At 39.8% G+C, this 11659-nt stretch carries 14 protein-coding genes; 1 reads left to right on the plus strand and 13 read right to left on the minus strand.

The genetic code is table 11. From position 1 onward, the window contains the following. Positions 1 to 14 precede the first annotated feature (14 nt). The 12 genes from holB to yceD all read right to left on the minus strand — a co-directional run bounded on the left by holB (position 15) and on the right by yceD (position 9604). On the minus strand, positions 15 to 893 hold the full coding sequence (gene holB, locus GLIP_RS10760) for a DNA polymerase III subunit delta' (protein ID WP_008844658.1): 879 nt from the start codon (positions 891 to 893) through the stop codon (positions 15 to 17). Next, positions 878 to 1516 (minus strand): dTMP kinase, encoded by a 639-nt coding sequence (tmk, locus tag GLIP_RS10765; protein ID WP_008844659.1) that lies wholly within the window; start codon positions 1514 to 1516, stop codon positions 878 to 880. The genes holB and tmk overlap by 16 nt, the downstream gene beginning before the upstream one ends. Positions 1517 to 1520: 4 nt before the next feature. Continuing rightward, positions 1521 to 2534, minus strand: coding sequence for an endolytic transglycosylase MltG (mltG, locus tag GLIP_RS10770; RefSeq protein WP_008844660.1), 1014 nt, complete (start codon positions 2532 to 2534; stop codon positions 1521 to 1523). Continuing rightward, positions 2527 to 3360, minus strand: a complete 834-nt coding sequence (gene pabC / locus GLIP_RS10775; RefSeq protein WP_008844661.1) for an aminodeoxychorismate lyase — start codon at positions 3358 to 3360, stop codon at positions 2527 to 2529. The genes mltG and pabC overlap by 8 nt, the downstream gene beginning before the upstream one ends. An 86-nt stretch (positions 3361 to 3446) precedes the next feature. Further along, the gene (gene fabF, locus GLIP_RS10780) at positions 3447 to 4685 is read right to left on the minus strand and encodes a beta-ketoacyl-ACP synthase II (RefSeq protein ID WP_008844662.1); all 1239 of its coding nucleotides are present in this window, start codon (positions 4683 to 4685) and stop codon (positions 3447 to 3449) included. A gap of 75 nt (positions 4686 to 4760) precedes the next feature. Further along, positions 4761 to 5000 (minus strand): acyl carrier protein, encoded by a 240-nt coding sequence (gene acpP, locus GLIP_RS10785; protein ID WP_008844663.1) that lies wholly within the window; start codon positions 4998 to 5000, stop codon positions 4761 to 4763. A 178-nt stretch (positions 5001 to 5178) separates the two neighbouring features. Continuing rightward, positions 5179 to 5919 carry a 3-oxoacyl-ACP reductase FabG gene (gene fabG / locus GLIP_RS10790; protein ID WP_008844664.1) on the minus strand — a complete coding sequence of 247 codons (741 nt, stop codon included), beginning with the start codon at positions 5917 to 5919 and terminating at the stop codon, positions 5179 to 5181. A 9-nt stretch (positions 5920 to 5928) separates the two neighbouring features. Further along, positions 5929 to 6861 (minus strand): ACP S-malonyltransferase, encoded by a 933-nt coding sequence (fabD, locus tag GLIP_RS10795; protein ID WP_008844665.1) that lies wholly within the window; start codon positions 6859 to 6861, stop codon positions 5929 to 5931. 34 nt (positions 6862 to 6895) lie between these two features. Beyond that, positions 6896 to 7855, minus strand: coding sequence for a beta-ketoacyl-ACP synthase III (locus GLIP_RS10800; RefSeq protein WP_008844666.1), 960 nt, complete (start codon positions 7853 to 7855; stop codon positions 6896 to 6898). A gap of 3 nt (positions 7856 to 7858) precedes the next feature. Next, complete coding sequence (plsX, locus tag GLIP_RS10805) at positions 7859 to 8890, minus strand: phosphate acyltransferase PlsX (RefSeq protein WP_008844667.1); 1032 nt, start codon at positions 8888 to 8890, stop codon at positions 7859 to 7861. A 5-nt stretch (positions 8891 to 8895) separates the two neighbouring features. Then, positions 8896 to 9066, minus strand: coding sequence for a 50S ribosomal protein L32 (gene rpmF, locus GLIP_RS10810; protein ID WP_008844668.1), 171 nt, complete (start codon positions 9064 to 9066; stop codon positions 8896 to 8898). Positions 9067 to 9076: 10 nt separating this feature from the next. After that, the gene (gene yceD / locus GLIP_RS10815) at positions 9077 to 9604 is read right to left on the minus strand and encodes a 23S rRNA accumulation protein YceD (RefSeq protein WP_008844669.1); all 528 of its coding nucleotides are present in this window, start codon (positions 9602 to 9604) and stop codon (positions 9077 to 9079) included. A 108-nt stretch (positions 9605 to 9712) separates the two neighbouring features. On the opposite strand from yceD, the gene GLIP_RS10820 reads away from it, so the two are divergent. Continuing rightward, positions 9713 to 10303: a Maf family protein gene (locus GLIP_RS10820; protein ID WP_008844670.1), complete on the plus strand. Its 591-nt coding sequence runs from the start codon at positions 9713 to 9715 to the stop codon at positions 10301 to 10303. Here GLIP_RS10820 and rluC read toward each other — a convergent pair. Beyond that, the gene (gene rluC / locus GLIP_RS10825; RefSeq protein ID WP_008844671.1) at positions 10300 to 11259 is read right to left on the minus strand and encodes a 23S rRNA pseudouridine(955/2504/2580) synthase RluC; all 960 of its coding nucleotides are present in this window, start codon (positions 11257 to 11259) and stop codon (positions 10300 to 10302) included. The genes GLIP_RS10820 and rluC overlap by 4 nt on opposite strands. Positions 11260 to 11659 lie beyond the last annotated feature (400 nt).

Below are 11659 nucleotides of genomic sequence, written 5' to 3' on the forward strand. Positions count from 1 at the left end.
AATATCTCCTATTTCTACAATTTTTGGTAATCTAATAGTAATCCAGTTAATACAAGTATTCTGTTTACTCCTGGATTTTGCAGCGATACTGTAGCTAGCTTCAATTTATTTTCTATTTGCCAAAATAAACTATTATGGATGTTAGCAGCCGCTATCTGGCGTAGCTCATATTGTAACCACAAAACTATCTGATCTGACTCTTTCTGCCACTTTTCGGCCAGTACCAGAGCCGACATTTTACCACGCTTCATTTCTTCCATTGAATGACAAAAATCTGCGTAGTTTGTACTCTGCTGATTTTCTAATTGAGAAATAATAGTCAGCGGACAATGGCCATATATTCGAATAATATCATCTGTGACTCCGGCAATATTCTGTGAGCTCAACCATTGTTTGCACTCATCAAAACTAGGAGCGCTTATATTTACTTTTTCACACCGACTAATAATCGTTGGTAACAATCTTTCCGGATGGGCACTAATCAAAAATAGATAAGTGTCACCTGTCGGTTCCTCCAAGGTCTTTAACAGCGCATTAGCAGCTGACTCTGTCATGCTATCGGCTCGCTCAATAATAAGCACTTTATTACCAGAAAGATGAGCTGTGCTCGTCAATTTTTGAATGGCCTCACGCACTAAATCGACGCCTAACTGTTTATCAGAAGCGATCCGATGTAGATCAGGATGTGATTGTGCGTTAAATAACTGACAGGATTGACAGGTACCGCAGGGTTCATTTTCTTGTTTTTTGCACAAAAGCGATTTTGTTAACGCATCACAAAAAAATGTTTTACCAATTCCTGACGGACCTTGAACTAATAAAGCGTGATGTAAACTGTTTCTTTGAGCACGTTGTGCTAACTGCCTAAAAGTGCCGTTTAACCAGGGATACACAATGTGTCCTTCAAGAAACCTGACAAAGCAATTTTAATGTCATTATGCACTTCATCGATAGATTGCATGGTATTGATCAATGTAATGTCATTATCCGAATTACATAGCGCTAAATAACGTGCACGAGTTCTTTCGAAAAAAGATAGGTTTTCCAATTCAATTCTATCCAATTCACCTCTACCTCTTGCACGCTTTAGACCTTCTTCAGGTTCAACATCTAAATATAGAGTAAAGTCAGGTTTAAAACCGTTTAACGCTAAATTACTCAGCGTTGTCATTTTGTCGGCTGAAATCCCTCTTCCACCGCCTTGATATGCTTGTGATGATAAATCATGTCGATCACCGATTACCCAGGTACCTTCCGCGAGATTAGGTTTAATCACATTTTCTAGTAATTGTACGCGAGCGGCGTACATCAATAATAGTTCAGCTTCAATCGTGACTTTTTCTTGCCAAGCGTGTTTGACACAATCTCGAATTGATTCCGCCATGGGTGTACCACCAGGCTCTCGAGTGCAAATGACTTTTATATTGGCTGCTTCTAATTGTTTTTTTACAGTAGCTATAGCACTGCTTTTACCTGCGCCTTCTAAGCCTTCAATAACGATAAATTTACCGGACATTTTTTTAGTTACTTTTAGTTTTTTTGAGTTGGTATTGCCTAACGGCACGATTATGTTCGTCTAATGTAGTAGAAAAATAATGAGTACCATCACCTTTCGAAACAAAATAAAATTCTTCGGACTGTATTGGATGTAGCACCGCATCAATACTCAATCTACTTGGCATAGCAATCGGTGTGGGCGGCAATCCCTTAATTACGTAGGTATTATAGGGTGTTGCTTGTCTTAAGTCTTTACGGCGAATGTTACCATCAAAAGAATCGCCCATTCCATAAATAACAGTAGGATCTGTTTGTAAACGCATGCCTTCTCTTAGACGATTAACAAACACGGCTGCGATGCGTGGTCTTTCTATCGGTACGCCCGTTTCCTTTTCAACGATAGAAGCCATTATTAGCGCTTGATAGGGATTATCATAAGGTAAATCTACTTGCCGCGTTTCCCAAGCACTTGTTAGGTAATCTTTTAACGCCTGATGAGCCCGCTTTACGATTTCTTCTACATCAGTACCATTTGTAAAATGATATGTATCCGCCAATAACCAACCTTCCAAGGATGCGCCGGGTAAATCGGGATCAAACGTCGTTATCCACTGCTCGAAAGTTTTTTCAGATTTATTTAACTGTGGGTGATTATTTAATTGAATTAACCAATCCTGCCAACGCAACCCTTCAATTAAGGTAATTTGATAGGTCTTTTCTAACCCTTTTGACAGCACGTTAAACATATCTCGTGCACTCATTCCTAATGTAAGTTCATAAGTTCCAGTTTTAATGTGACTGAGCTCCGGCTCTAATTTTAAAGCGGCTTTAACTAACAATGGGTGCTTTAGAATTCCGCGTTGATGAATTTTATTAATAACAGAATGAGCATATTGCCCTTTATCGACTACTAAAATCTGACTGCCAACAATATTTAAGGGGTTATTAAACGCAGAATTAATTTGGTAAATTAAAACAATGAGAATCGTAAATGAGAAAACAGCCGATACAATAAATAGCTTTAACCACTTACTCATTTATTGATACCTCTTGTTGATTCTCTTTAAACCACTTTATAAATTTATTTTCAGAGCTATTTAAAGTGATTGTTTGCTCTGCAATTTTAAATTCTTTAACGTTTATTAATTTCATTAGACTGTTACTTACAAAGGCTTCATCACAGTTGAGAAGATGTTGCATTGTTTGTTTAGTTTCGACCAAACTCAACTTATTATTAACCATAATATCAATAATATAGTTACGCATAACTCCGGAAACCCCACATTCATCGAGCTTTGGGGTAAACCACGTATTTCCTTTTCGCCAAAACAAGTTAGCTGAACAACACTCAATAATTTTAGAATCTGTATCACAGACAATGACTTCATCTACTGATAAATCCTGCATTTCATGTTTTATTAATACTTGCTCTAAACGATTCAGATGCTTAATTCCGGCGAGCAGAGGTTGCTTACCTAAATGAATTGAACTCGCTCCTAGGATTAATCCTGTATGTTGAAGTGATGAATAATGCGTTGGAGCGTCAGAAATAGTGATATAACAATGTGGGGATTTAACTTCTTTTGTGCCATATCCTCTACCGCCATAACCGCGAGATATAATCGCTTTAATCACTTTATTAGCATGTAAAGTTGCGAGTTCATTAAGTTTGACTCGTAGATTGTCCCATTCTTCAAAAAGAATTTTTAAACGATTACAGCCATCTTGTAAACGCGTTATGTGACGCTCGAGCAATTCAATCTTGGTATTGCTCACTAGCATAGTCGTAAAGCAACCATCACCATATGCAGAAATTCTATCACTACTTAAAATTTGGTCATTTTGTGAAAGTTCTATAATCATTAATTATCAATAAAAAAGCCCAGTAAGTACTGGGCCTAATCTTAACCGATTGAATGTGCTAAGCAATAATTCAATTCCGAATAGGGCTATATTCTCTTAAATAATAAAGAGCCATTAGTCCCACCGAAACCAAATGAATTGCATAGCGCGTATTCCATACTAACTTTTCTTGCTTCATTTGCCACAAAATCTAAATCACACCCTTCGCCTGGATTATCTAGATTTATGGTTGGTGGAGCAATTTGATCACGCAATGCTAATAAAGTAAAAATGCCTTCAACTGCTCCGGCAGCACCAAGGAGGTGTCCAGTCATTGATTTAGTTGAACTTACTAAGACTTTTTCTGCATCAGCGCCAAATATACGTTTGACTGCCGCGACTTCTGCAACATCACCCGCTGGGGTTGAAGTACCGTGAGCATTGATATAGCCAATTTCACTTGCTGGAACCTTGGCATCATTCAATGCATTTTCCATAGCGGCGGCTGCTCCCTCTCCGTCTGCTGGAGGAGATGTCATGTGATACGCGTCACCGCTCATACCAAAGCCAACTAATTCAGCATATATAGTCGCACCTCTGGCAACGGCTTGTTCATATTCCTCGAGCATCACAACGCCAGCGCCCTCGCCCATGACGAAACCATCACGGTCTTTATCCCAAGGACGACTTGCCTTGGTAGGTTGTTCATTGCGTGTTGATAAAGCTCTTGCTGCAGCAAAACCGCCTACCCCTAAAGGTGAGATCGATGATTCTGCACCGCCTGCAAGCATTGCGTCTGCATCGCCATATGCGATGGTGCGAGCAGCAATACCGATATTGTGTACACCTGTTGTACAAGCAGTCACAATATTTAAATTGGGGCCTTTCAATCCTTCAAAAATAGATAGAAAACCTGAAATCATATTGGTAATTGTTGCTGGCACAAAAAACGGCGTAAGCTTACGAGGCCCGCCAGCTAACATTTTTTTATGATTTTCTTCAATTAATCCCAAACCACCGATACCTGATCCAATAGCAACACCCACTCGACTTGCATTTTGAGGGGTAATTTCTAATTTTGAATCGGCCAGAGCTTGTTTTCCCGCTGCTATACCTAGTTGGATAAAGCGGTCCATTTTTTTAGTTTCTTTTTTGGGGATATAACTTTCCACATCAAAATTTGGAATTTCACCCGCAAAACGCGTGGTAAAATCAGTGGTATCAAATGACGTGATGGGACCTATTCCACTTTTACCCTGTATAATGCCTTCCCATGTACTGTTGGTGTCTCCACCCAAGGGTGTCAGCATGCCAAGACCGGTTACTACAACGCGACGTTTTGACACTTAGGCCTCCGCATAAAATTCTTATTTTAAATATAAAGAAGAAACGGCTCGAATAGAGCCGTCTTTTGGAATGTCTTACGCGTCTTTATTCGCGTTAACGTAGTCGATAGCAGATTGAACAGTAGTAATTTTTTCTGCTTCTTCATCTGGAATTTCAGTATCAAACTCTTCTTCCAAAGCCATTACCAATTCCACAGTGTCTAATGAATCTGCACCTAAATCATCCACAAATGACGCTTCAGCTTTTACTTCTTCTTCTTTTACGCCCAATTGCTCGACGATGATTTTTTTAACGCGCTCTTCGATGTTACTCATGATTCTAGTTTTCCCTATAAGTAGCTAGAGTTTAAATTTCCGGTAGTTTATTCAGCTAGCCTCTCGCTTGCAAGCAAGACAATTAACTTTTTCTCTGGTCAAACCACCGAATCAAATAAGTCTAATAAACAATATTTTAACAATCAAGCTCTAAAAGCATGACGATCCAATACGTTTATTATCCCATATACATACCACCGTTTACATGGATTGTTTCACCCGTAATGTAAGCAGCATTGTCACTTACTAAAAAACTAACAGCTGCGGCAATCTCTTTTGGTAAGCCTAATCTGTTAGCTGGAATATCTTTAAAAATCGCTTCTTTTTGCTCATCTGTCAATGACTTAGTCATATCAGTATCAATAAAACCTGGTGCAACTACGTTAACCGTAATGCCACGAGAGGCTACTTCACGGGCTGTTGATTTGCTAAAACCAATAACACCCGCTTTGGCTGCTGCATAGTTAGCTTGTCCTGGATTTCCAGTGCTACCAACAACCGAACCGATATTTACGATTCTACCGTAACGTTTTTTCATCATGCCACGTAATACGGCTTTAGTCAGTTTAAAAATGGGCGTTAAATTTGTATTTAAAATATCATCCCACTCTTGATCTTTCATGCGCATCAATAAGTTATCACGAGTCACGCCCGCATTATTAACTAAAATTTCGATTTCGCCGTGATTTTCCTTTATCTGTGCCAATACGGATTCAAGCGAATCCTGATCAGTTACGTTTAACGTTAACCCTTTACCGCCATATTCTGCAAGGTAAGATGTAATTGCTTCTGCACCGCTGTCAGATGTAGCCGTACCGATTACGACAGCACCTTGTTGTGCCAAAGATTCCGCAACAGCTCTACCAATACCTCGGCTGGCGCCAGTCACTAACGCAACTTTTCCGTTTAGTTCACTCATTTAATAATCCTATTGCAGTAGTTTTTCGACTGATTCAACTGTATTTAACGCATCTGTCGCAATTGACTTTTCAATGCGTTTAATTAGACCTGTAAGTACCTTACCTGGCCCTACTTCGTATATACGTTCAACATTTTGAGTTGCCATATACTCGATAGTTTCAGTCCAACGAACGGGACAATAAAGCTGTCTAATTAATGCATCTTTAATACTAGTCGCATCACTCGGCGATGCAACATCTACATTATTGATAATGGCAACTTTAGGTTCTGAGAATGTGATTGAGTCAATCAGTTTTGATAATTGCTCTGCAGCGGGTTTCATCAACGCACAATGCGATGGGACGCTTACAGCTAGCGGTAATGCACGTTTTGCACCGGCTTCTTTACACAATTCTGCTGCGACTTCGGCTGCACTGGTAGTCCCTGCAATAACCACTTGTCCGGGTGAGTTAAAATTTACTGCCGACACAATTTCAGAAGTTTGTACCTGCGCTTTTTCACACGCTTCTAAGATAAGCTTATCGGCTAATCCTATTATCGCGTACATTGCACCTTTACCAGCAGGAACAGCTTGTTGCATAAACTGTCCTCTTGCTTCAACCAACTTAACCGCTTCTTTTAAACCAATTACGTCTGCACAAACCAGTGCTGAATACTCACCTAAGCTATGCCCAGCCATAAAGTCAGGCTTGTTATAACCAGATTCAATAAGTAACCGATATATAGCAACACTTGCGGTTAATAGCGCTGGTTGAGTGATATGAGTTTGATTGAGTTGTTGATTTTCATCATGTTGCACCAATTCCCACAAATCATATCCTAGTGCATCTGACGCTTCGTCGAAAGTTGTTTTAATTTTCGGAAAGTGTGCCGCCAAATCAGCCAACATCCCAACAGATTGGGAGCCTTGGCCAGGAAACACAAAAGCTTGTTTAGACATAAATCAACCCTTGCTTAAATAATTATTTAATTTATTAATATTTAACTAACGCTGAAGCCCATGCGAATCCACCACCAAAGGCTTCAAGCAATAAATTTTGACCACGTTTAATTCGACCATCTCGGATGGCGGTATCTAACGCTGTAGGAACTGTTGCTGCAGAAGTATTACCGTAGTTTTCTAAGGTAAGAACAACTTGATCTAATGACATTTCTAATTTTTTAGCTGTCGCTTTGATAATACGAAAATTAGCTTGATGCGGTACTAACCAATCTAATTCTGATTTTTCCATATTATTTGCTTTTAAAGTTTGCTCAACCACTTCACTAAGCTTGGTAACAGCCACTTTAAACACCTCATTTCCTTTCATCACTCCCCAGTTTTCATGCACTGATTGCTCATTGCCATGTTCGATATGTCCAATCTGTAAAAGATCACCATATGAACCTGCCGCATTTATGTGAGTTGATAAAATTCCGGGCTCTTCACTTGCCTCGATGAGTGTTGCACCTGCTGCATCACCAAATAGAATGACCATTGAGCGGTCAGCAGGATCGATCATTTTTGATAAACAATCTGTGCCAACGACTAATATACGTTTTACCATTCCAGTTTTGATATATTGGTCAGCTACACTCAAAGCATAACAAAACCCTGCACACGCGGCAGCTACATCAAACGCAGGAATACCATCAATTTCTAATGCTTTTTGGATTTCACAGGCTGTACTGGGCAACGCATAGCGTCCACTAGTTGTAGCGCAGACGATCATATCAATGGAACGCTTATCGATGCCTGCCGCTTCTATCGCTTTTAATGATGCTTCGTAGCCCATAGTTGCAGCGGTTTCATTTGCGCCAATAATGCGTCTTTCTTTTATACCAGTTCGATCTGTTATCCATTCATCAGTTGTATCAACCATCAATTCCAGATCAGCGTTTGTACGCACATCTGCTGGATAATAACTACCCGTACCTATTATTCTTGAGTACATATATTAAGAGCGCTCCATTAACACGGATTCAATTTTATCTTTTATTTTCTTCGGAACTTGTCTTTGAATTTCTTGCTCAGCCTCTTTAATGGCAAACAGAAAAGCATCAGACGAAGCGTTTCCATGGCTCTTGACCACAATTCCGCGCAATCCTATCAGACTCGCGCCGTTGTACTGGTCGGGGTTCACCCTCCGATAAATCTTTCTTAACAATGGAAGCGCGATTTTTGCTAATAATTTAGTCCACCAATTTTCTTGTGAAACACGTTTAGACTCTTCTAAAACAAGTGTTGCCAATCCCTCACAAGCTTTTAATGCAATATTACCGACAAATCCATCAGTGACTACAACGTCTGCACAATTAGTAAAAATATCATTCCCTTCAACAAACCCAGTATAATTAATGCCTGGAGCGTCTTGAAGTAATTGCGCAGTAAACTTGACTTGATCATTGCCTTTAATTTGTTCTTCACCCACGTTTAACAATGCCACCCGTGGATTTTCAATTCCTGCCACTTCTTCAGCTAACACAGATCCCATTACCGCATATTGGAAAAGTGTTTCAGAGTCACAATTAACGTTAGCTCCCAAATCCAATAAAAACAATTTATGATGATCATCTGTTGGTAAAGCCGATACCAATGCAGGTCGATCGATACCAGGTAATGTTTTTAAAACATGATAAGCGATAGCTAGTAAAGCACCTGTATTACCAGCACTTACACAGGCATCAGCATCACCATTTTCAACCCTTTCTAATGCGCGACGCATTGAGGAATCTTTTTTATTTCGAAGTGCTGAACTTGGGCGCTCATCCATAGCAACATGATCTGAACAATGTTGAATTTCAATCCGGTCGCGTATAGCTGATTTTTGGGGACTCATAAACTGTGAGATGATTTTCTCATCGCCACATAGAATAAAATATAATTGGGGATTTTCTTGCAGCGCTTTTAAAGCGGCAGGTAAGGTAACATGGGGGCCGTTGTCGCCCCCCATAATATCTAACGCAATGGTTAGACGGCTAAAAGTCATTACTGCTAGTCAGCGATAACTTTTTTGCCTTTGTAGTAACCGTCAACAGTCACGTGATGACGCAAATGAGTCTCACCTGAAGTTGAATCTACAGACAAAGTCGCTCCTGTCAAAGCATCGTGTGCACGACGCATGCCACGCTTTGAACGAGTTTTCTTGTTCTTTTGTACAGCCATTACATTACTCCTAGTCTCGCTTAAGTTCTTTCAAAACCGCGAAAGGGTTTGGACGTTCATCGGCCGGTTCAATCTTACCAAACTGCATTTCATCCCGCTTTATGTTGCAATCCTCCTCTGCATGAAGGGCAACAATTGGCAAAGACAATATTAGTTCATCCTCGAACAATTGCAGTAGATTGATTTCTCCGTGGTCATTGACCTCTACCGGTTCGTAAATGTCCGGCAATTCAACCTCATCTTCAGTCTCTTTCCGTTTTATTGGACTGAAACAAAAAGATGTGTGAATTGAATGAGCAAATTGCTCATTACATCTTTGACAGACAAGCTCCACTGATGTTGATAGTTGTCCTTGAAAAAAATTCAGACCCTGCGCGTCTTTATCGAATCTTACTTCAGCTTCAACAGTATCAGCAGCGGTGGCCACTGCACTAAGAAAACGTTGCATGTCAGACGTCATCATCACACCCTGATAATCAGAGCGTTTTGTTGCACTTTTGACAGGATCAATTAACTTGGGCAATTTCACTTTCTGCATAGGGCGCGCATAATATAGATTGTCATCTCGTTAGTCAAAGGAAAATATAGCCAAAAGGCCTATAACCCTTATAATAATTCAGGCTTTTAGAAAATAAAACGGATAATTGTGAGAATCGTACTTGCTTCAACCTCAAAATATCGTAAATCCCTGTTAAGCAAACTGCAATTAGATTTCATCTGCCACAAACCAAATGTTGAAGAGCATAGTGAGCCAAATGAATCTGCTCAAGACATGGCGCTGCGATTAGCCAAAGCAAAAGCTCAAGATGTGGCTAAGCATTACCCTGACGCTCTTATTATTGGTTCTGATCAAACAGCTAGTGTCGACAATGCAATTTTAGGCAAACCGGGAAATGCCATAAATGCTAAGCGACAATTGCAACAATGCAGCGGTAAAGATGTCATTTTTCATACTGGACTGTGCGTTATAAATGTCGCTACCGGTCAACAAGAATCTATTACAGAACCATACACTGTTAGTTTCCGACAATTAACTGATTTACAAATTGACAATTATATCGCAAGAGAAGCGCCGTTTGATTGTGCAGGAAGCTTCAAGTGCGAAGGGCTAGGAATCACCTTATTCCGTCAATTACATGGCCGAGATCCAAATACCTTAATAGGATTACCATTGATTGCTCTTTGCGACATATTAGACAATTTTAATATCAGTGTATTGTCAGCCCCAAACAATTAAGCGTCATTTTTGCGCAACTTAGCCAACGTTTGAGTCAAGGTATTATCCAAATTAGCCGTATGACTCATTTGTTGACCACTAACTGGGTGCACATAGAGAATACGATGTGCATGCAAAAATAATCGATTTAAGCCTATTTCAGCCATGTAGTGATTAAACTCATCATCTTTATATTTACTATCGCAAGCAATCGGATGACCAGCATGTTGACAATGCACTCGAATTTGATGCGTACGTCCAGTAATCGGCGACGCTTCGACTAACGTGGCTTGTGAAAACGTTTCTAAAATACGATAACGAGTTTCAGATTCTTTGCCGTCAGTGGAAACCGACACAATACGTTCGCCCGACTTTACTATATTTTTTAATAACGGCGCTTTCACTTTAAAGCGGTTTTCAGGCCAATGACCATGAACCAAAGCTTGATAACGCTTATCTACAGTTTTGTTCCGTAATTGCTCATGAAGATGTTTTAGCGCTGAGCGTTTTTTAGCGATTAACAAACAGCCCGACGTATCTCTATCAAGGCGATGCACCAACTCTAAAAACTTTGCCGTAGGACGCAGTGCTCGCAATGCCTCAATAACGCCAAAACTTAAACCGCTACCACCGTGCACAGCCATTCCAGAAGGTTTGTTCACCACAATCAACACATCATCTTCAAACAAAATGTGAGATTCTAGCGTGGCGACTTTATCCAACTTGGTAGATGGCGCCTGATTTGTGGTTTCAGACACACGAATAGGTGGCAGACGAATTTCGTCACCTCCCATTAGTTTATATTCAGGCTTAACGCGTTTTTTATTAACGCGCACCTCCCCCTTACGTAAAATGCGATAAATGAGACTTTTTGGCACTCCTTTTAATAAGGTGCGCAAAAAATTATCAATTCTCTGCCCTTCATGATCAGGATCGATGGTGATAAATTGTACTTTTTCAAAATTTGTATCAGTCATAATGCTGTGCATTCTAACGTAAATATTTAAATTAGGTTTAATATTTTAATTGCTTGCCAGACAGTCAGTTTTAATGTGATAATCCAACCGTTTAGCTGGCTTTGCAGATGCAAAGCAGTAAATAATGCGATGAAAAATAGAATTTGTATGGCATCAACGAAATAAATTTCGTAACACATAGAGATGCATTGCTGCTGTCGAAGTGAGTATTTTTTCGAATGGTTGAGCAAGCAAATTCGCAAATCATCATGCGATATACAATAAAAAAGTACCAATCGCAGAATAGTAAGAATTGAATTTGGCAACAAACTGATGGGCAATATTTATCTCCACATCAGTTTGATAAGATAGACAAAAAAATTTGGGGTGAGGCGTTTCACCCAAGGGTCTAAGACTGGTT

The organism is Aliiglaciecola lipolytica E3 (assembly GCF_000314975.1).
In the GTDB taxonomy this organism is placed as follows: domain Bacteria; phylum Pseudomonadota; class Gammaproteobacteria; order Enterobacterales; family Alteromonadaceae; genus Aliiglaciecola; species Aliiglaciecola lipolytica.